Here is a 20515-nt window from a genome sequence, read left to right as displayed (position 1 = left end):
GAAGCTCTCCACATCAACAAGATACATGCAATTATTTGACCTCTTTCCAGATGGAAGCGTTCAAACGCCATGCAAGTGTCGCTAAAACTGCCATGAAAATCAAGACTATTACACCAAGACGCTTGCGGGTATTTTGGGCAGGCTCGCCCATCCATTGCAAATATGCAACCAGATCACCGACAGCATTGTCATATTCGGCAGCGCTTAACTTACCAGCAGCAACAGTTTCAAAACCACTGAATTTGTGTACCGATTTAGATGCATCATGCGCATCTTTTTCTTCCACAAATTTCGCAGTACGAACACCTTGCAATTCCCATAACACATGTGGCATACCCACATTCGGGAAGACCAGATTATTCCAGCCGGTAGGACGGGACTCATCTTTGTAGTAAGTGCGCAGATAAGTATACAACCAATCTGCACCGGTTCCTGCTTCAGATGCTTTCGCTCTTGCAATCACGGACAAGTCTGGCGGTACTGCACCGAACCAGGCCTTTGCGTCCTTGGCTGACAAAGTGTTTTTCATCAGATCACCCACTTTTTCTCCTGTGAACAAGAGATTTTGCTTGATCTGATCTTCTGTCAGCCCGATATCGCGCAGGCGATTGTAACGCATTGCGGACGCAGAGTGGCAATTGAGGCAGTAGTTAACAAACAGTTTGGCACCGTTTTGCAGTGCTGCCATATCCGTTGTACGGTCCGGTGCCTTATCCAAAGGATGGGTGGCACCGCTTGCGAGCGCTAATGCTGGAACCAAAGCAACAGCAGCGATCAGTTTTTTAAGTAATTTCATGCTAATTCGTCCTCGCTTAGTTGACTTAGTGAGCGCTGAAAGTCACACGCTTCGGTACAGGCTTGAATGTACCCATCGCACTCCACCATGGCATCAACAGGAAGAAGCCGTAGTAAATCACTGCACAGACCTGCGACACACGTTCGCCTGTCGGTGACGGCGCCTGTACACCGAGATAGCCCAGGATCACAAAAGCAATCGCAAAAATGATGTACACATATTTGTGCCAGTCAGGGCGGTAGCGTATCGATTTCACTGGCGACAAATCCAGCCAAGGCAGGAAAGCCAGGATCACGACAGAGCCGCCGAACAAGACCACGCCCCAGAATTTCGCATCCAGTGCGCCAGGCATCATGCCAGCAATCGCGACCAGTGCAATGCCTGCAATCGCCATTTTGATGATGGTAGGCAGCTTGGTTTTGATGTAAATGAACGCGACATAAGCTGCGATACCAGCCTGCACTACGTACAGGAATTCCGAAGTCGTTGCACGCAAGATCGAGTAGAAAGGCGTGAAATACCAGGTCGGCGCAATATGTGGCGGCGTTTTCAGCGAATCAGCCGGGATAAAGTTGTTGTACTCGAGGAAGTAACCACCCATTTCTGGCGCAAAGAATACAACTGCACTGAACAGGGTCAGGAATACCGTCACACCGAAGATGTCTTTCGACGAATAATAAGGATGTGATGGGATGCCATCCACCGGATGACCATCAGCACCAATGTTATCCTTGATTTCAATACCGTCAGGATTGTTAGAGCCAACTTCATGCAGAGCGATCAGATGCGCTGCAACCAGGCCCAGCAAGACCAAAGGAATCGCAATCACGTGGAAAGAGAAGAAACGGTTCAGCGTTGCATCCGATACCACATAATCACCACGGATCCACAAAGACAGATCAGGGCCGATGAAAGGAATTGCACCAAACAGATTCACAATCACCTGTGCGCCCCAGTAGGACATCTGGCCCCAAGGTAACAGGTAACCGAAGAACGCCTCTGCCATCAGGCACAGGAAAATCGCGAAACCAAACAACCAGATCAGTTCACGTGGCTTACGGTAGGAACCATACATGAAGGCACGGGCCATATGCAGGTAGACCACGATGAAGAAAGCCGAAGCACCGGTAGAGTGCATATAGCGCACTAACCAGCCCCAGGGCACATCACGCATGATGTATTCCACCGATGCAAATGCCAGATTCGCATCTGGTTTGTAATGCATGACCAGGAAGATACCGGTCACGATCTGGATCACCAGCACCAGCATCGCGAGCGAGCCGAAGATGTACCAGAAATTGAAATTTTTCGGTGCGTAGTATTTACCCCACTGATCATTCCACAGCTTGGTCAACGGGAAGCGGGAATCTACCCAGTTCAATGCGTGCTCAGCTGCAGACGCGTCTGCAGGCAGTTTTTTCTCAACAAATGCCATGATTACGCCTCACCTTTCTCATCTTTACCAATCAGTATCTTGGTGTCCGACAGGAACATATGGCGCGGCACATCCAGATTTTGCGGTGCTGGTTTATTTTTGAATACGCGACCAGCCAGATCGAAAGTAGAACCATGGCATGGGCATAAGAAGCCACCCTGCCAGTCATCTGGCAAAGAAGCCTGGGCACCGGCCTGGAACTTAGAACTTGGGGAACAACCGAGGTGGGAACAAATACCGACTGTCACCAGAATTTCCGGATGTTCTTTGCGGGAGCGGCTTTGCTTATCGCAATACTCCGGCATATCCATGGTGTAAGGTTTATTGGATTGCGGATCAGCAACTTTATCTTCGGTCTTGGCCAGACTGGCCAACATTTCCGGTGTCCGCTTCAAAATCCAGACTGGCTTACCACGCCACTCCACCGTTGTCATTTCACCGGTTTTCAAAGCGGAAATATCCACTTCTACCGGCGCACCAGCCGCTTTCGCGCGCTCTGATGGCTGGAACGTGCTTACCAATGCTCCCGCCGTAGCCAAGCCCGCCACGCCACCTGCCGCGCAAGTGGCGACGAGCAAACCGCGGCGGCCAGAATCGACCTGCTTTTCGTTACTCATACCAACCCCAATCTGTCAAAAGTCAAAACCCGACGACTAGAACTCATTTCATCAATACGAGTCGGAGGTCATACCTCCGGGAACTGACAATACATGCATCAGCACAAACCTGTGCTGTATTGTCAGGCAATCAGGTTTTGGCCAACACCGCGAACCACAGTTACAAGCGCCCCGAATTGCCCTATCCGCACCCACAGCTACGGATGAAATAAGCTCTAACTTCTAGCAACCTTAAATTATAAAGTAGCGGAATATGGTTTTAAAGCAAAAGATCCCCAAACAACAAAAATACGCGATTTTTTAAACATTTTCACTGTTTTTTGACATATTTGGATGCAAAAATGCGAAAAATGTGTTTATTCGGTATTTTCTGGAAAACATCATTAACAATGTCTTTGCGCCAATTTTCTGGCTTGCGCATTAGAATACATCCGTCAAGAAAATCGTGGCATAACTATTAATGGAAAAAGGGAGTTTTTTTATGAGTATGATGCAAGAATTTAAGGCATTTGCTGCCAAAGGCAATGTGATCGATCTGGCGGTTGGTGTGATCATCGGTGCCGCATTTGGCAAGATTGTGGACTCGCTGGTCGGTGATATCGTGATGCCGGCAATCACCCGTTTATTAGGTGGCGGCCTCGATTTTTCTAACTATTACCTGCCGCTGAATGGCCAGAGCACACAGCTGGCACTGGCAGAAGCCAAGAAATTAGGTGGCGTTATTGCTTACGGCAATTTCATCACAGTCACCGTGAATTTCCTGATCCTGGCTTTTGTGATTTTCCAGATGGTTCGCCTGTTCAATAAAATGAAAAAGGATGAACCGGTTGCTGCACCAGCTCCGGTTGTGACACCGGAAGATGTGTTGTTGTTACGCGAAATTCGCGACGCATTGAAAAAATAAGTCTGCCTCCGTTTTGTCTCTGCCAAGCAACAGCCAGCGCATTTCATCGCTGGCTGTTGCTTTTTGTGGTTTGTAAATTAAGTCCCGCACCTCAGACCGGATTGTCGATATCAATAAACTGATGGGTAATGCCAAACTGCTGCGCGATCCAATTTCCCAGCGCCTGTACCCCATAACGCTCGGTCGCATGGTGGCCACAGGCCAGGTAAGCCACGCCAGTCTCACGCGCCAGATGCACAGTAGGCTCTGAAATTTCACCGGACAGATAAACACTGGCGCCCGCAGCAACTGCGCGGTCCAGCATACTGTGGGCTGCGCCGCTGCACCAGGCAATTTGCCCCAATGCCTGTTCCGGGTCGCCAATTAACAAGGGGGTACGGCCAAGCACAGTAGCGATGTGGTTCTGCAAGTCACCCACGGTGCGTAGCGCAGTATTGGTAAGCTGTCCCAGCCAGCCTATATCGTCATCACCAAAGCGTCCGGCAGGCGTGAAGTTCAACAGACGCGCCAGTTGCGCGTTATTTCCCAATTCAGGATGACTGTCCAGCGGCAAGTGGTAGGCAAACAGATTGATATCATTTTTCAACAATACGGCCAGACGCTTGTATTTATGGCCTATCAGCCGCATATCTTCACCACGCCAGAAGTAACCGTGATGTACCAGCACCGCATCGGCACCCAGCTCCAGCGCACGCTCCAGCAAGGCCAGGCTGGCTGTCACGCCGCTCACCAGGTGCCGGATTTCAGTTCGCCCTTCCACCTGCAAGCCATTTGGGCAATAATCACGGAAACGATTAACTTGCAGCTCATTTTCCAAGGTTCTGGCCAGTTCATCCCGATTCACACTTTTCTTTTCCATATCTTCCTTATGCGACGTCTTTGGTTGTTGTTTGCTCAGACTGTGACTGTTGGTCTGGCGATCTGGTTTATTGTAACCACGCTCAAACCTGAGTGGGTGCGTTCCGGTTTCAATCCTGCTTTACAAACCCGGCTTGGTGCCGGCGTAACGCTCAAAGAAGCGCTGGTCAGCCAGACACCGGCACAGAATTCCTATCGTGGTGCTGCGGGCAAAGCGATGCCTTCTGTGGTCAATATTTACACATCAAAAGAAGCCAGACGCTCTGGCAATCCCTTGCTGAATGACCCCTTCCTGCGCCGTTTTTTCGGCGATCAGCAAGGACAACGTACGGAGCGCCAGTCCAGTCTTGGTTCTGGTGTCATCGTCAGCGCTGAAGGCTATATTCTGACTAACAATCACGTGGTTGAATCCGCTGATGAAATTGAAGTAGCGCTCACCGATGGCAGAAAAGCGCGCGCAAAAGTTGTGGGCACCGATCCTGAGACTGATCTGGCTGTCATCAAAATCGATATGACCAACTTACCTGTCATCACCCTCGGCAATTCCGATCAGGCTCAGGTTGGCGATGTGGTACTCGCGATCGGCAATCCTTTTGGTGTAGGACAAACCGTGACCATGGGTATCGTTTCCGCACTGGGACGCACCAACCTGGCCGACAGTGCATTCCAGAATTTCATCCAGACCGATGCGGCGGTCAACCCAGGTAATTCCGGCGGTGCGCTGGTGGATGCCAATGGCAATCTGCTCGGCATTAACACTGCAATTTATTCGCAAAACGGAGGCTCGGTAGGGATAGGCTTTGCGATTCCTATTTCCATCGCACGACAAGTGATGGAGTCCATCATCAGTCAGGGCCAGGTAGTCCGTGGCTGGATAGGGGTAGAGCTGCAGGACATTACGCCTGAGCTGGCCGACAGTTTTGGCTTAAAAATGAAGTCCGGTGCAATTATCACCGGCGTGGTACGCGATGGCCCGGCCTTTAAAGCCGGTATGAAACCCGGCGATATTCTGCTGACGGTAGAAGGTAAAAACGTGTCCAGCACTACAGAACTACTCAATCTGGTCGCACAGTTAAAACCAGGTAACCACGCAAAAGTCAAAGTATTAAGGAGCAGTTCCGAGCCCACGCTGGATATCGCCATCGGCAAACGTCCTGTCCTTAACCGCGAAGAATAATGTATGCATCTGATCGATCTGAAAGCTTTTCTGAGCGAACTGGCAGAGAATAATAACCGCGCATGGTTTGTCATGAATAAGCCGCGCTACGACATACTGCGCGCTGAATTCGTTCAGTTAGTGAGCGCACTGATTACCGAAATTGCACGCTTTGACCCTGCCATTGCGGGCTGCGATCCTAAGAAAGCGCTATTCCGGATTAACCGCGACATGCGCTTTTCGCACGATAAGTCGCCTTACAAAACCACCTTCTCTTCTTCCATCGTTCCAAATGGCAGAAAAAAACCCAGCGAAGGCGGTGGTCCGGCCTATTATTTTCAGTTAGACGGGAATGGGCGTCTGTTCTTTGCCTGTGGCGAATACATGCCACCGTCTGACCGCCTGAAAGCAATACGTACACATATCCTGAATGACAGTGCGGGTTTCCAGGCAGTCCTGGCCGATAAGAAACTCAAACGGGAATTCGGCAGCTTGCAGGAAGAAGGGAAACTGCAACGCCCGCCTAAGGGCTTTGATGCCAGCCATGCGCTGATTGAATACATCAAATTTAAGAATTTTATGGTCTGGACTGAAGTTCAGATCGAAGGCTGGGACGGCGCCCAAGTCCAGTCCACGCTGCTCAAGGCATTTCAAAGCGCGCAACCGCTGGTGCAGTGGTTACGCGCAGCCTGAACCAGCGTTTCATTTATTGTTCAGCAGCGTCAGGCGCCTGCGTAACCCGCACAAATAAGGGCGCAATCAACAGCCCCAGCTCATACAGCAAACACATCGGCACGGCCAGTGAGAACTGGCTGACGATGTCGGGTGGCGTCACAATCGCTGCGATAACGAATGCACCGACGATCACATAAGGGCGGATTGCCTTGAGTTTTTCTACTGGTACCAGCCCCATTCTGACCAGCACCACCACCACCACCGGCACTTCAAAGGTCACACCGAAGGCCAGACACATAGACATAATGAAGTCGAGATAGTTTTCTATATCGGGTGCCACATTAATGGACGCTGGCGCGAACTCGTTAATGAATTTGAAAACGCGGCCAAACACCAGGAAATAGCAAAACGCGACCCCTGCCAGAAACAGCAGTGAAGACGAGATCACCAAGGGTGCCACCAGGCGCTTTTCATGCGTATACAAGCCAGGCGCAATAAAAGCCCAGGCTTGATACAGTATCCACGGCAATGCCAGCATGAACGCGATCAGCAGCGTTACTTTCATGGGCACCAGGAAGGGAGCGATCACACCGGTTGCTATCATTTTGGAACCGGCTGGCAAGGATGCCAGCATAGGCTGCGCCAGAAAATCATAGATAGCTGAAGGCCCGGGCCATACCATCAGAACCACGCAGGCGGCCAGCAAGCCATACGCTGCTTTTACCAGGCGGTCACGCAGTTCAACCAGATGAGAAATAAAGCTCTCTTCCGCGCCCTGTTCTTGCTGCTCAGTCATGCACCCACCATGGATAAATTCATTTCGTCTGTCATAAAATCACGTAGGAAAAAACCGCTCAGAAAAAGCTGGCAGGCGGACGGGGTTGCGCACGATGGCGTGCCATACGCGCAGCACCGGAGCTGATGTGGTTACGCTGACCATGCCTGTGTTTGTACCAGGCTGGCAAAGCAGTAGTTTTGGCCAGGCGCTTGCGACGAAAATCCTTGATCTTGGCATCCTGACGGGCATGACTGAGCGTGGCCGCGGGCGCAATTTGTGCGAGCTCTTCCGGCTCTTCCAGATTGCGCAAACCCGTCTCAGCCTCAGACCAGGATTGCTGCACAGTCTGCTCAACCTGCTGCGCAGCTTGCTCGACATGTTGCTGCATCTTGCGCAACTCCTCGAGCTCTATCTCTTTGCTGACTTCCGCTTTCACATCATTGATATAGCGTTGCGCCCTTCCCAGCAAGGTACCCGCCATGCGGGCCACCTTAGGGAGTTTTTCCGGGCCGATCACGATCAGCGCAACCACGCCTATCAATGCTAATTTGCTGATACCCAGATCTATCATGCATAGTCTCCGGGTAAATGTACGTAAGCTGACACTTTACTGCTTGGTTTTTTCTTTGGCATCGACGTCGATGGTCGATTGCGCAGTCTGCTGAGTGGCAGATTTATCATCTTCACCCTTGACGCCATCTTTAAAACCTTTGACCGCCTTGCCCAGATCAGCGCCCACATTGCCAAGTTTTTTGGTGCCGAATACCAGGATCACCACCACCAGAACAATAACCCAATGCCAAATACTGAATGAACCCATTACCTGCTCCTATTGAGAGTCACACTCTCGTGAAAAAATTAATGCTGTCCACGCCAGGGGTGCGGACCACCAATGACGTGTAGATGCAAATGATACACTTCCTGGCCACCATCCGGACCAGTATTGATCAAGGTTTTGTAACCTCCCTGCAGACTGCCATCTGCCTGCAGTACGGGAGCACAGCCATGCTCTGCTGCCAGCTTTGGTGCCAAAGCCAGCAATTTCCCCAGCAGGACAGTATCTTCGGGCTTTGCATCGGATAAAGTGCCTATATGACGCTTAGGAATCACCAGAAGATGCACAGGCGCGGCCGGACGGATGTCCTTAAATGCCAGTAAGTCTTCATCTTCATACACGATGCTGGATGGAATTTGTTTAGCAACGATTTTGCAAAAAATACAGTTATCCACGATTTTCCTGGTCAGATGAGTTGAATGTAGCTATGCAAGCTGATCGTTTAAAGACTCAGGCATCCTGACGGGATGCTTTTTCCTCTAAACCCGATAATCCCTCACGCCGCGCCAGCTCATCTAATACCTGCTGAGGGCGCAAATCATACTGGGCTAACATGACAAGAGAATGAAACCAGAGGTCAGCACATTCATATAAAACCTGGCTGGCATCACCGGAAACGCGCGCATCCTTGGCGGCCATCACGGTTTCTGTGGCTTCTTCGCCGATTTTTTTCAGGATGGCGTCATCGCCTTTGCTGAATAATTTAGCGACATAGGAACTCGCCGGATCACCACCGTTGGCCAGCTTGCGGCTCTCGATGATGTCGGCCAGACGCTCCAGTATGCTTTGTTGTACTACGCTCATTTGTATATGCTTTCCGGATCTTTCAGGACAGGATCGACAGCCTGCCAGTCACCATCATGTAAAGTGCCTTCAAATTTCTGAAAAAAACAGGAATGTCTGCCGGTATGACAGGCGATACTGTCGACCTGTTCTATCTTCAGCAGCACCACGTCTTCATCACAATCGAGACGGATTTCCAGCACTTTCTGCACATGGCCAGACTCTTCGCCCTTGTGCCACAGTTTTTTACGGGAGCGGCTCCAATACACGGCCTCCCCCAGTTCCACGGTACGCGACAAGGCTTCGCGATTCATCCAGGCGAACATCAACACATCATTACTGCTTGCTTCCTGAGCGATCACAGGCACCAGCCCCTGATCGTCCCAGCGTACTTTATTGAGCCATTTTGCTGCACTCATAACAACCTCATAGGAATACCCTGCGCCGCCATAAACTGCTTGGCTTCGCCTACTGTATGCTGACCATAATGGAAAATACTGGCGGCAAGCACCGCATCGGCGCCGCCCAGCTTGATGCCATCGGCTAAGTCCTGCAAACCACCAACGCCGCCCGAAGCAATCACAGGTATCGACACGGCATCCGATACAGCGCGGGTCAGGCCCAGATCGAAGCCAGAGCGTGTGCCGTCTTTATCCATGCTGGTCAGCAGAATTTCACCGGCACCGAGTTCCGCCATCTTCTGTGCCCATTGCACCGCATCGAGTCCGGTCGCATTGCGGCCGCCATGGGTGAATACTTCCCATTTGCCGTCAGCGATGCGTTTGGCATCAATCGCCACGACGATGCATTGCGAACCGTATTTATGCGCGGCATCGGCCACCAGTTGCGGATTGGTCACGGCAGACGTATTAATGCCGACCTTGTCCGCACCGGCATTCAGCAGGCGTCTGACATCGGCGACGGAGCGCACGCCGCCGCCTACCGTTAAAGGAATAAATACCTGAGAAGCAACCGCTTCAATAATCGGCAGGATCAGGTCACGGTCATCGGAAGAAGCTGTGATATCGAGAAAGGTGATTTCATCCGCGCCTTGCTGATCATAGCGACGCGCGATTTCGACCGGATCACCGGCATCGCGTAATTCCTGAAAATTAATCCCTTTGACTACGCGTCCGGCCGTCACATCCAGACATGGAATAATACGTTTGGCGAGCGTCATTCGGCCTCATCTTCTTCCGGCAAATCGCCGCTTAATTCGTCGGCGCGTAATTGTGCCGATTCCAGATCCAGCGTGCCCTCGTAAATCGAGCGGCCACAGATCACACCTTCTATGCCTTCGTCCTGTACCGCGCACAGGGCTTCGACATCGGCCAGATTGTGCACACCACCGGATGCAATCACCGGGATAGAGACGGCCTGCGCCAGCTTAACGGTCGCATCGATATTTACGCCACCCATCATGCCATCGCGTCCGATATCGGTGTAAATAATGGCTTCTACGCCATAGCCTTCAAATTTCTGCGCCAGATCAATCACTTCATGGCCGGATAATTTACTCCAGCCATCGGTGGCAACCTTACCATCCTTGGCGTCGATACCAACGATGATCTGTCCCGGGAAGGCACTGCAGGCATCAGCCAGGAAACCTGGATTCTTCACTGCCGCTGTACCGATGATGATGTAAGACAGGCCATCATCCAGATAGCGTTCTATGGTGTCGAGATCGCGGATACCGCCGCCCAGCTGCACCGGAATTTCTTCGGTATCGGTTTCTTCGGCATAGTCACGCACAGCCTGCAGTATTGCCTTCACTGCGCCTTCGTTCTTAGGCTTACCGGCAAATGCGCCGTTCAGGTCGACCAGATGCAGGCGGCGCGCACCTTGTTTCAGCCAATGCCTGGCCATTTCGGCCGGGTCTTCGGAAAACACAGTGGCTTGGTCCATATCACCTTGTTTGAGGCGTACGCAGTGACCGTCTTTGAGGTCGATAGCAGGAATGAGCAGCATGATGTAAAAAAGTAGGCGTCTAAAAGACTGTAAAAGACTAAAAATTTAGAAATGATTCAGATAATAAAATGCAGACTGTTCTGAGGCTCAGGGCTTCCAGTGTACAAAATTCTTGTACAGTTGCAAGCCTGCTGCCGCACTCTTTTCCGGATGGAACTGGGTGGCGAACAGATTGTCACGTGCCACGGCACAGGTAAAAGCCTGTCCATAGTCAGTCACACCCACCGTGTGCGCCGCAACTTCAGGCTGCGCAAAATAACTATGCACGAAATAGAAATAGCTCTGATCAGGAATATCCTGCCACAGCGGGTGAGGCTGGGACTGCGCAACACGATTCCAACCCATTTGTGGCACCTTAAAGCGCGAACCATCTGCCTGCAGACGTCCATCGAGCTGGAAGCGTACCACTTTACCCGGCAATAATCCCAGACCCGGCGTGTTTCCTTCCTCGCTCAGGTCAAACAGCATTTGTTCGCCAACGCAGACACCAAACAGCGGTTTGCTGCGACTGGCTTCCAATACCGCCTCCTGCACACCGGAATCACGCAGGCTTTGCATACAATCCGGCATCGCGCCCTGACCGGGCAACACGATACGATCGGCACTGCGGATATCGGCGACTGCACCGGAAATCAGGACCTCAGCTTCGGGAGCAACTGCGCGCAGGGCTTGCGCCACCGAGCGCAAATTGCCCATACCATAATCAACTACAACAATTTTATTCATAATGATGGACCGGTTTTATCCAGCCGGAAAACCGGTATTGAGTCCTGATGTCAGAGAGTACCCTTGGTGGATGGGATAGTACCAGCAGCGCGTTCATCAAGCTCTGTGGCCATGCGCAGCGCACGGCCAAACGCCTTGAACACGGTTTCACACTGATGATGCGCATTATCTCCGCGCAGATTATCGATATGCAGCGTAACCAGTGCATGATTCACGAAACCCTGGAAAAACTCACGGGTCAGGTCGACATCAAACTGACCTATCATGGCACGGGTGAATGGGATGTGATAACTGAGACCGGGACGGCCAGAAAAATCGACCACCACTCGCGATAAAGCTTCGTCCAGCGGCACATACGAATGGCCGTAACGACGTATGCCTTTTTTGTCGCCGACTGCTTTTGCAAACGCCATGCCCAGAGTAATGCCGACATCCTCGACCGTATGATGCGCATCGATATGCAAATCACCGGTGGCTTCGATATCCAGATCAATCAGACCATGTCTGGCGATCTGGTCCAGCATATGATCGAGGAAAGGAACACCAGTGTGCAGATTCTGCTTACCGCTGCCGTCGAGATTGATGGCGACACGGATCTGGGTCTCATTGGTATTGCGGGTAAGCGCCGCAATGCGTTCTGTTGGCTTAGTCATGTTGTTTCAAGAGATGCTGCAAATGCAGCGAGAAATGAAGCATTTTCTTCTGCAGAGCTGACGGTTACCCGTAAGCAGTCGTGCAGCAGATTATGCATTTTACCTACATTTTTCACTAAAACTTTTTGTTGGACTAATTTCGCGAACACTTGTTCAGCATTCGCAACACGGATCAGCAAAAAATTCGCGGCAGAAGGAAATACTTGCACACCAGGCAAGGCAGCTAATGCAGCCGCCAGCGCGCTGCGCTGCTCGCGCAGTATGGCGGCCTGATCTTCCAGCACCTCCACATGGCGCAGCACAAATTCGGCTGCCGCCTGGCTCAGCACATTGATATTGTAGGGTGGACGGACTTTTTCGAATTCCTGCATCAGTTGCGGGTGTCCGGTCATATAGCCTAGCCGTATGCCAGCCAGTCCCAGCTTGGAGACTGTGCGCATGACGACCAGATTCGGGAACTCATCCAGTCTGGACATAAATGTGGCAGGTGCAAATGGCTGATAAGCCTCATCCACCACCACGATGCCGGTATCACCCACTGCGCGCAGTATCTGCTCCATCTGGGCAGTATCGAACAAAGTGCCGGTAGGATTATTCGGATAGGCCAGATACGTGATGGCCGGACGATGCAGCTGTATCGCTTCCAGCATCGCGCTGACATCCAGCGTCAGATCAGCATGACATGGCACGCCGATAAACTCCATCCCGGCTAATTTGGCCGACATCGCATACATCACAAAGCCAGGCACAGGAGCCAAGACCTTGGCGCCAGGATGCGCGCACGCGACCGACATCATCGCAATCAATTCGTCCGAGCCATTACCCAGCACGACAGGACGTCCAGCCGGTACGCCCAATTTGTCAGCGATCAGCTGCTTCAATTGCTGATAAGACGGTACCGGGTAGCGATTCAATGCGACTTGCGATAAATGCTGCGCCAGCTCTTGCTGCAAAGCGGGCGGTAAAGTAAACGGGTTTTCCATCGCATCAAGCTTCAGAAAGCCTTCTGCATCAGGAACATGGTAGGCTGCCAGGGCAGCAATTTCAGGACGGATCACATCCGCCGCAGGGAAAGCGCTCAATCTCGACTCCAACTCATACAGGCATACATTAAGACATTTACAGTGCATCAGGCGCGACGGGTATAGCCGCAATCACGCTCCGTCTCAGGCAGACAGTTCATGCGCCATACCGGCAGCCAGACGCTTCTCTATCATTGCGCAATAGTCAGGATTTAACTCAAAACCGACATAATCACGCCCACAACGTTGTGCCGCAACGGCAGTCGTGCCGCTGCCCATGAAGGGATCGAAGACTACACCGCCGGGTGGGCAAGAAGCCTTGATCATACGCTCTATGATTTCGAGCGGTTTTTGGGTGGGATGGTCTTCCCGTTCTGCATGCTCGCGATGCAAACGCGACACACTCCATACATCTTTAGGATTAAATCCCAGTTCCAGCCATTTTGCACCCTCGAAAATCTTACGGCTCCGCGCTTTTTTGGTGGCGGCATCGTAAGGAATCCGGATCGCATCCAGGTCAAAATAATAGTCTTTTGCCTTCGCAAAAAAACCGATGGTGTCATGCACCGAAGAATACTTCCTGACTGTACCACCCATAGAGGGTACACGCCGGTCCCAGATGATTTCATTGAGCATGGTCATACGCTGCTTGAGCATCACGAACACTTCCGGCGAATAACGCCAGGTCAGAAAAATATACAGGCTGCCATTCGGTTTCAGCTTAGGCAGTGCCGCATCCACCCATTGCGTCATCCAGTCCAGATAGGCGGCTGACTCCAGCTTATCAGAATCATTGCCATAGTCCTTGCCCAGTCCATAAGGAGGATCAGCCAGCAGCAAATCCACGCTGGCATCGGGGATGCGTGCCATGCCCTGCAGGGCATCTTCGCAAAAAATCCGGTTACGCCAGGTCTCAGTCATGAAATATTCCGGCGCTTCACTTCAGACGCAGTTCGGCACTGCGGGCATGCGCCTGCAATCCCTCGCCGTAAGCCAGTTCTGCTGCCACTTTGCCCAAGGTCTGCGCACCCTGTTCACTCACATAAATCATGGATGAACGCTTCTGGAAATCATAGACGCCCAGTGGCGACGAGAAGCGTGCAGTACGCGAAGTCGGCAACACATGATTCGGCCCGGCGCAATAATCACCCAGCGCTTCGGATGAGTAGCGGCCCAGGAACATCGCACCGGCATGACGTATCTGATCGGCCCATTGCTGAGGCTGCTCCGCCGAGATTTCCAGATGCTCAGCCGCGATGCTGTTGGCGATCTCGCACGCCTGCTGCATATCCTCGACTTTAATCAGGGCACCACGATTCGCGAGCGAAGTACGGATCACTTCCTGACGCGGCATCTGTGGTAACAGCTTGATGATGCTGGCCTGCACCGCTTCGATGTAAGCCTCGTCCGGACATAACAGGATGGACTGCGCCAGTTCATCATGCTCAGCCTGAGAAAATAAATCCATCGCCACCCAGTCAGGATCAGTACTGCCATCGCATAACACCAGGATTTCCGATGGGCCAGCGATCATATCAATACCGACCGTGCCAAATACCCGACGCTTGGCAGCCGCCACATAGGCGTTGCCAGGACCGACGATTTTATCGACCTGAGGAATGGTCGCCGTACCATAGGCCAGCGCGCCAACTGCCTGCGCACCACCAATAGTGAATACGCGGTCGACACCGGCAATCGCGGCTGCAGCCAGCACCAGTGGATTTTGTACGCCATCCGGGGTCGGCACCACCATGATGATTTCGCCGACTCCGGCCACTTTGGCTGGAATCGCATTCATCAATACCGAAGAAGGGTAAGCCGCTTTACCGCCCGGCACATAGATACCGACGCGATCAAGTGGCGTAACTTTCTGGCCCAGCACTGTGCCATCCGCCTCGGTATAGCTAAACCCGGCAGAACCACATTCCTGTTTTTGGCGCTCATGGTAAGCACGTACCCGCTGCGCGGCTGTTTCCAGCGCCAGCCGGCGCTCCGGTGTCAGTGAGTCCAGTGCCTGCTGCAAAGCCTGCTGACTCAGTTCCAGATCAGCCACACTGCTGGCCTGCAAGCGGTCAAAGCGATTGGTCGCTTCCAATACCGCGGTGTCGCCACTGGCTTTCACGCTGGCCAGTATCTGCGCCGCAGCGCGGTCTATGGCCTCGTCTTCGCTAGCCTCAAAGGCGAGCAGAGAAGACAGGCGGCTTGCAAAATCCGGGGCCGATGCGTCGAGTCGGGTAATCAGTGATGCCATGAAAATTCTCTTCAGATTTTATGCTTTAGACAAAGATGCGCGCTCAAATGCAGCCAGGATAGGTTGCAGACGTTCACGCTTTAATTTCAACGCTGCCTGATTCACGACCAGGCGCGAGGAGATGTCCATAATATGCTCGACCTCGACCAGATTATTGGCTCGCAGTGTACTGCCGGTACTCACCAGATCAACGATGGCGTCGGCCAGCCCCACCAGCGGCGCTAACTCCATAGAGCCGTACAACTTGATCAGGTCTACGTGCACGCCTTTGCTGGCGAAATGCTGACGCGCGGTTTCGGTATATTTTGTCGCCACGCGCAGACGTGCGCCCTGACGTACCGCATTCTCGTAATCAAAACCGGCCGACACCGCAACAGAAACGCGGCATTTCGCGATGTGCAGATCGATAGGCTGATACAGGCCTTCACCGCCATGCTCATGCAGCACATCCTTACCGGCGACACCGAAGTCGGCCGCGCCATACTGTACATAAGTTGGCACATCGGAGGCCCGCACGATGATCACGCGCACATCAGGATCGCTGGTGGCCAGGATCAGTTTGCGGGATTTTTCGGGGTCTTCGGTGACGCGTATACCTGCCTCTTCAAGTAAGGGCAGGGTTTCTTCAAAAATCCGCCCTTTGGAGAGCGCAAGCGTTAATTGTGATCCCATTATTTGATCCGTTGTATCTGTGCGCCGACTGCCGATAATTTCACTTCCATTCTGTCGTAGCCACGATCCAGATGGTAAATGCGGTCTATCAGTGTTTCACCTTCGGCCACCATAGCGGCAATCACCAGCGAGGCAGATGCGCGTAAATCAGTGGCCATCACTGGTGCGCCCAACAATTTGTCGACGCCATTCACGATCGCGGTGTGTCCGTCGATTTCTATCTTTGCACCTAAGCGGTTCATTTCCTGCACATGCATGAAACGGTTTTCAAAAATCGTTTCAGTGACGCGGCTGGTGCCTTGAGCGATACAGTTCAACGCCATGAACTGCGCCTGCATATCGGTAGGAAAACCCGGATATTCGGTGGTGCGGAAGCCAACTGCCTTAGGGCGGCTGCTCATCTGGGCCCGTATCCAGTCCGGACCTGTGGTCAGTATCACGCCCGCTTCACGCAACTTATCGAGTGCCACATCGAGGATGTCGCTGCGGGTATGGGTCAGCGTGATGTCACCACCGGTCGCTGCCACCGCACACAGGAAAGTCGCAGTCTCGATACGGTCTGCAATCACAGCATGGCTGGCGCCATGCAAGGCAGTGACACCCTGAATCACCAGACGGTCAGTACCTATACCTTCAATTTTTGCACCCATAGCGACCAGCAAATTCGCCAGGTCGGTCACTTCAGGTTCGCGTGCTGCGTTTTCCAGCACGGTTTCGCCTTCGGCCAGCGTTGCCGCCATCAACAGATTTTCGGTACCGGTGACTGTAATCATATCGGTCACGATGCGCGCACCCTTGAGGCGCTTGGCTTTCGCATGGATATAGCCAGCTTCGATAGTGATTTCAGCACCCATCGCCTGCAAGCCCTTGATATGCTGATCGACCGGACGTGAGCCTATCGCGCAGCCACCAGGCAGTGATACCTTAGCTTCACCGAAGCGTGCCAGCAAAGGCCCCAGCACCAGTATCGATGCACGCATGGTTTTCACCAGGTCGTAAGGCGCTTCCAGTTTGTCGATCTGCGCACCATTGAGGACGGTGACGCCGTTTTCCTGAGTAACCTGCAAACCCATCTGACGCAACAGCTTCAACATGGTATTCACGTCCTGCAGCGAAGGGACATTATGCAGAGTCACATCTTCAGCACTCAGCAAACCCGCGCACAATATCGGCAAGGCTGCGTTCTTCGCGCCGGAAATACGAATATCACCTTGTAGGCGGTGACCACCTGTAATCAATAATTTATCCATTATGCCTGGTACTCTTCGGGAGTCAGTGTTTTCATCGATAAGGCGTGAATCTCTTCGCGCATGCGGTCACCCAATACCGCATACACCATCTGGTGACGCTGGATCAGGCGCTTCCCCTGAAAAGCTGCACAGACGATGACCGCCTGAAAATGCTGGCCATCGCCTTCCACGCTCAAATGCGTGCAGTCGAGGCCAGCGGCGATATAGTCTTGAATCTGTTGTGGAGTAGGTAACACGTTCATCTTTCTGGCTATCTGGTTTCTGGTTAGCAGGACTTACACTTACCGTTTTAGCCGCCTGCTGACGCCTGACGGCTGATCGTAGCGGCAGTGAAAGTCCTTATTTTCATATCTCAAAATTAGTGGCGCAACTTATAACCACGCTGCAGCATTTGTACCGCCAGCCCTGCCAGCAGCAGGAAGAAGACGGTAACGATCAATAAGCTAAATACAGGATCGACATCCGATTTGCCAAAAAATCCAAAGCGGAAGCCATCTATCATGTAAAAGAAAGGATTAAAGCGAGACAAGCCCTGCCAGAACGGGGGCAAGGAATGTATCGAGTAAAACACCCCGGATAAGAAAGTGGCTGGCATGATCAGGAAGTTCTGGAATGCCGCTAACTGGTCAAACTTTTCTGCCCAGATACCCGCAATCAGCCCCATGGTTCCCAACATTGCTGCGCCAAGCAAGGCGAACAAGGCGATCCACAGCGGCGCGACGAAATGCAAATCAGCGAACCAGGCGGTCACAATAAACACACCCGCACCCACCGTCAGCCCGCGCAAAATAGCGGCCAGCACGTAAGCACCAAAAATCTCCCAATGCGACAAAGGCGGTAACAAGACAAACACCAGATTGCCGGTGATCTTGGATTGAATCAGCGAGGAAGATGAGTTGGCAAAGGAATTCTGCAGCACACTCATCATCACCAGACCCGGCACCAGAAAGGCGGTATAGCGCACACCCGGATAGACCTGCACATGCTCTTCCAGCACGTGGCCAAAAATCAGCAGATACAGTAAAGCTGTCATCACCGGTGCAGTAATGGTCTGCGTCGCAACCTTCCAGAAGCGCAGCACTTCCTTGTACAACAAGGTGTTAAAGCCAGTCATATTGCTCATTGTTTGCCCTCCATAATCTGCAGGAAGACATCTTCCAGATCGGCCTGTAACAACTGCATATCTTCAATCACACAACCCGCCTGACGGAAAGCCGCCAGTATGGATTCAACCTGATTGAAATCGGTGACACGCAACACAAACTGACGCGGATCCGCGGTCACTTCATGACTGATGATTTTATCGCTGAGCGCAGGTGGCAACTGGGTATTTCCGCTGGCTGCAACCGTTATGCGTAACTGCGAACCGGATATCCTTTGTATCAGTGCGGCAGTACTGTCGAGCGCAACGACCTTACCCGACTTGAGCATCGCTATGCGATTGCACAGCGCCTGAGCTTCTTCCAGATAGTGGGTAGTCAGCACGATAGTATGACCATCGCGGTTCAGTCTGGAAATAAACTTCCACAAGGTCTGACGCAACTCCACGTCAACACCCGCGGTCGGCTCATCCAGCACGATCACCGGTGGCTTGTGTACCAGCGCCTGTGCCACCAGAACCCGGCGCTTCATGCCGCCTGACAACGAGCGCATATTGGCATCTGCCTTATTGGTCAGATCCAGGTTCTCCATGATTTCATCAATCCACTTGTCGTTATTCTTAATACCAAAATAACCGGATTGCATGCGCAAAGTCTCGCGCACCGTGAAAAAAGGATCAAATACCAGCTCTTGCGGCACCACGCCCAGATTACGACGCGCATTGCGATAATCGCTGACTACATCGTGCCCCTGTACGCTGATATTGCCAGCGTCAGCACGATTCAGGCCGGCCAGGATAGAAATGAGCGTAGTTTTACCAGCGCCGTTCGGGCCGAGCAGACCGAAAAATTCACCTTCCTCTATCGAGAGTGATACGCCACCCAAAGCCTGTAAAGACTGGTAACGCTTTTGAATATTGCTAATTTGTATGGCTGCCATGTGGCGTGCTTGCACTTAAGTGCATTCAGAAAGTGGATTTAAGGTGAGCGCCAATTTTCAGTGGCGAAACCTTTGATTATAGGGGATTTTCAGAGAGAGAACCGGACTGACCTGAAACTTCGTTCAGGCCAGTGGCTCGTAGCCGTGAGCGTCAATGTCGCTCAGGTGTTTGTACAGAGGCGTGGGTAGCGAATTGCTCGCTGAGCCCGTAAAGGCGGATCAGGCTTTCCAGCCCGGCAGGAACTTGAAGACAAGTAATTTGCTGACTTTTCGTCAATAATTGTCGCTGCCACTCTATCATGGCTGCGACCGCAGAAGAATCCAGACGGGAAAGTCCGGAGAAATCAAACTCAGTTTCTCCTGCGAGTATCGCTGCCTTACCTGCAGCAATGACTTGCATCGCGTTGTCCTGAGTGAGTTCCTGACCGACAGTAAACACAGATCACCTATTATTTTGAACCAGATTTAGCCGAAGCTGCCGCCAGTTTTTTATTCTTTTCAACCAGAGTTTTGATCAAACCATCGATACCAGATTTGCTGATTTCAGCAGAAAAACTGCCTTTGTACGTTTCAACCAGCCAGGCTCCCAGTACATTGATGTCATAGATCTTCCAGCCTGTAGCCAGCTTTTCGAGCCGATAGTTTAACTGAATCGGCTCACCACGGGATTGAATCACCTGGGAACGAACTTCAACTTCGGTATCTTCCGGAGCAGCACGTAAAGGTTTGAATTCCACACGCTGATCCTTAATCTGGGAAATCGCGCCGGAATACGTAAATACCAGCAAGGTGCGGAATTCGTTAGTCAGCTGCTTTTGTTGCTCAGGCGTGGCTTCGCGCCAGCTTTTACCGGCGGCCAACGAAGTCATTCTAGGGAAGTCGATATAAGGCAGAATTTTATTTTCTACCATGTCATATACGCGCTTTTGATTACCTGCCTGGATGTCCTTATCGTTTTTAGCCAGATCCAGGATTTCCTGGCTCAGACGTTTAACTAATTGATCTGGTGCTTCCTGTGCCATCGCAGCACTGCCTATGCTAAGACTTGCCATCAAAGCGATAACAAAGCGGGAAAAAAGTGATTTCATATGTATTC

27 protein-coding genes are annotated in these 20515 nt (G+C 52.1%); 3 read left to right on the top strand and 24 right to left on the bottom strand.

The annotated features are described in order from the left end of the window. Positions 1-31: 31 nt before the first annotated feature. From H8K43_RS11495 to petA, 3 genes are read right to left on the bottom strand one after another with little or no spacing between them, the layout of a single operon-like run. Positions 32-796, bottom strand: coding sequence for a cytochrome c1 (locus H8K43_RS11495; protein ID WP_162018946.1), 765 nt, complete (start codon positions 794-796; stop codon positions 32-34). A gap of 25 nt (positions 797-821) precedes the next feature. Then, complete coding sequence (locus H8K43_RS11490; protein WP_186904044.1) at positions 822-2234, bottom strand: cytochrome b; 1413 nt, start codon at positions 2232-2234, stop codon at positions 822-824. After that, positions 2234-2848, bottom strand: coding sequence for a ubiquinol-cytochrome c reductase iron-sulfur subunit (gene petA / locus H8K43_RS11485; protein WP_162018947.1), 615 nt, complete (start codon positions 2846-2848; stop codon positions 2234-2236). The genes H8K43_RS11490 and petA overlap by 1 nt, the downstream gene beginning before the upstream one ends. Positions 2849-3329: 481 nt before the next feature. On the opposite strand from petA, the gene mscL reads away from it, so the two are divergent. After that, on the top strand, positions 3330-3752 hold the full coding sequence (gene mscL, locus H8K43_RS11480; protein ID WP_162018948.1) for a large conductance mechanosensitive channel protein MscL: 423 nt from the start codon (positions 3330-3332) through the stop codon (positions 3750-3752). 91 nt (positions 3753-3843) lie between these two features. Here the strand turns inward: mscL and H8K43_RS11475 are convergent, their stop codons facing one another. Further along, complete coding sequence (locus H8K43_RS11475) at positions 3844-4611, bottom strand: Nif3-like dinuclear metal center hexameric protein (protein ID WP_186903953.1); 768 nt, start codon at positions 4609-4611, stop codon at positions 3844-3846. Between the two features lie 9 nt (positions 4612-4620). Here H8K43_RS11475 and H8K43_RS11470 point away from each other — a divergent pair, with 9 nt between their 5' ends. Further along, positions 4621-5787: a Do family serine endopeptidase gene (locus H8K43_RS11470; RefSeq protein WP_186903952.1), complete on the top strand. Its 1167-nt coding sequence runs from the start codon at positions 4621-4623 to the stop codon at positions 5785-5787. A 3-nt stretch (positions 5788-5790) separates the two neighbouring features. Continuing rightward, the gene (locus tag H8K43_RS11465; RefSeq protein ID WP_186903951.1) at positions 5791-6459 is read left to right on the top strand and encodes a DUF2461 domain-containing protein; all 669 of its coding nucleotides are present in this window, start codon (positions 5791-5793) and stop codon (positions 6457-6459) included. Positions 6460-6472: 13 nt separating this feature from the next. On the opposite strand, the gene tatC is transcribed toward H8K43_RS11465, so the two are convergent. The 20 genes from tatC to H8K43_RS11365 form a co-directional block, all read right to left on the bottom strand. Continuing rightward, the gene (gene tatC / locus H8K43_RS11460; RefSeq protein WP_186903950.1) at positions 6473-7237 is read right to left on the bottom strand and encodes a twin-arginine translocase subunit TatC; all 765 of its coding nucleotides are present in this window, start codon (positions 7235-7237) and stop codon (positions 6473-6475) included. A gap of 58 nt (positions 7238-7295) precedes the next feature. Beyond that, positions 7296-7790: a Sec-independent protein translocase protein TatB gene (gene tatB, locus H8K43_RS11455; protein WP_186903949.1), complete on the bottom strand. Its 495-nt coding sequence runs from the start codon at positions 7788-7790 to the stop codon at positions 7296-7298. Positions 7791-7826: 36 nt separating this feature from the next. Beyond that, entirely contained in the window at positions 7827-8039 is a 213-nt protein-coding gene (gene tatA, locus H8K43_RS11450; protein ID WP_186903948.1) for a Sec-independent protein translocase subunit TatA, read from the bottom strand. Between the two features lie 38 nt (positions 8040-8077). After that, a complete protein-coding gene (locus H8K43_RS11445; RefSeq protein WP_186903947.1) occupies positions 8078-8449 on the bottom strand; it encodes a histidine triad nucleotide-binding protein in 372 nt (123 codons plus the stop codon). 55 nt (positions 8450-8504) lie between these two features. After that, positions 8505-8858 (bottom strand): phosphoribosyl-ATP diphosphatase, encoded by a 354-nt coding sequence (locus H8K43_RS11440; protein WP_186881960.1) that lies wholly within the window; start codon positions 8856-8858, stop codon positions 8505-8507. Continuing rightward, the gene (gene hisI / locus H8K43_RS11435) at positions 8855-9256 is read right to left on the bottom strand and encodes a phosphoribosyl-AMP cyclohydrolase (RefSeq protein ID WP_162018957.1); all 402 of its coding nucleotides are present in this window, start codon (positions 9254-9256) and stop codon (positions 8855-8857) included. The genes H8K43_RS11440 and hisI overlap by 4 nt, the downstream gene beginning before the upstream one ends. After that, positions 9253-10017, bottom strand: coding sequence for an imidazole glycerol phosphate synthase subunit HisF (gene hisF, locus H8K43_RS11430; RefSeq protein WP_186903946.1), 765 nt, complete (start codon positions 10015-10017; stop codon positions 9253-9255). Before hisF ends, hisI begins: the two co-directional genes overlap by 4 nt. Beyond that, a complete protein-coding gene (gene hisA / locus H8K43_RS11425) occupies positions 10014-10805 on the bottom strand; it encodes a 1-(5-phosphoribosyl)-5-[(5-phosphoribosylamino)methylideneamino]imidazole-4-carboxamide isomerase (RefSeq protein ID WP_186881963.1) in 792 nt (263 codons plus the stop codon). Before hisA ends, hisF begins: the two co-directional genes overlap by 4 nt. 87 nt (positions 10806-10892) lie before the next feature. Further along, a complete protein-coding gene (hisH, locus tag H8K43_RS11420) occupies positions 10893-11531 on the bottom strand; it encodes an imidazole glycerol phosphate synthase subunit HisH (RefSeq protein WP_186903945.1) in 639 nt (212 codons plus the stop codon). 50 nt (positions 11532-11581) lie between these two features. Beyond that, entirely contained in the window at positions 11582-12184 is a 603-nt protein-coding gene (gene hisB, locus H8K43_RS11415; RefSeq protein ID WP_162018961.1) for an imidazoleglycerol-phosphate dehydratase HisB, read from the bottom strand. Then, the gene (gene hisC, locus H8K43_RS11410; RefSeq protein WP_230403875.1) at positions 12181-13266 is read right to left on the bottom strand and encodes a histidinol-phosphate transaminase; all 1086 of its coding nucleotides are present in this window, start codon (positions 13264-13266) and stop codon (positions 12181-12183) included. The genes hisB and hisC overlap by 4 nt, the downstream gene beginning before the upstream one ends. An 84-nt stretch (positions 13267-13350) precedes the next feature. Beyond that, on the bottom strand, positions 13351-14127 hold the full coding sequence (locus H8K43_RS11405; protein WP_162018962.1) for a DNA-methyltransferase: 777 nt from the start codon (positions 14125-14127) through the stop codon (positions 13351-13353). Positions 14128-14143: 16 nt separating this feature from the next. Next, positions 14144-15457 (bottom strand): histidinol dehydrogenase, encoded by a 1314-nt coding sequence (gene hisD, locus H8K43_RS11400; RefSeq protein ID WP_186903944.1) that lies wholly within the window; start codon positions 15455-15457, stop codon positions 14144-14146. A gap of 18 nt (positions 15458-15475) precedes the next feature. Further along, entirely contained in the window at positions 15476-16129 is a 654-nt protein-coding gene (gene hisG, locus H8K43_RS11395) for an ATP phosphoribosyltransferase (RefSeq protein WP_162018964.1), read from the bottom strand. Then, positions 16129-17379 carry a UDP-N-acetylglucosamine 1-carboxyvinyltransferase gene (gene murA, locus H8K43_RS11390; RefSeq protein WP_186903943.1) on the bottom strand — a complete coding sequence of 417 codons (1251 nt, stop codon included), beginning with the start codon at positions 17377-17379 and terminating at the stop codon, positions 16129-16131. Before murA ends, hisG begins: the two co-directional genes overlap by 1 nt. Further along, complete coding sequence (locus tag H8K43_RS11385) at positions 17379-17615, bottom strand: BolA family protein (RefSeq protein ID WP_162019418.1); 237 nt, start codon at positions 17613-17615, stop codon at positions 17379-17381. Before H8K43_RS11385 ends, murA begins: the two co-directional genes overlap by 1 nt. A 122-nt stretch (positions 17616-17737) precedes the next feature. Beyond that, positions 17738-18493, bottom strand: coding sequence for an ABC transporter permease (locus H8K43_RS11380; RefSeq protein WP_186904041.1), 756 nt, complete (start codon positions 18491-18493; stop codon positions 17738-17740). 5 nt (positions 18494-18498) lie between these two features. Further along, complete coding sequence (locus H8K43_RS11375; RefSeq protein ID WP_186903942.1) at positions 18499-19419, bottom strand: ABC transporter ATP-binding protein; 921 nt, start codon at positions 19417-19419, stop codon at positions 18499-18501. A 151-nt stretch (positions 19420-19570) separates the two neighbouring features. Continuing rightward, positions 19571-19858: an STAS domain-containing protein gene (locus H8K43_RS11370; RefSeq protein ID WP_329604514.1), complete on the bottom strand. Its 288-nt coding sequence runs from the start codon at positions 19856-19858 to the stop codon at positions 19571-19573. Positions 19859-19868: 10 nt separating this feature from the next. Then, positions 19869-20507 (bottom strand): MlaC/ttg2D family ABC transporter substrate-binding protein, encoded by a 639-nt coding sequence (locus H8K43_RS11365; protein ID WP_186903940.1) that lies wholly within the window; start codon positions 20505-20507, stop codon positions 19869-19871. Between the last annotated feature and the right edge of the window lie 8 nt (positions 20508-20515).

Source organism: Cognatundibacterium curvum (assembly GCF_014284235.1).
In the GTDB taxonomy this organism is placed as follows: domain Bacteria; phylum Pseudomonadota; class Gammaproteobacteria; order Burkholderiales; family Burkholderiaceae_D; genus Undibacterium; species Undibacterium curvum.
Note: the sequence above shows the minus strand (reverse complement) of the source record. Positions and strands in the feature narration are given on the sequence as shown.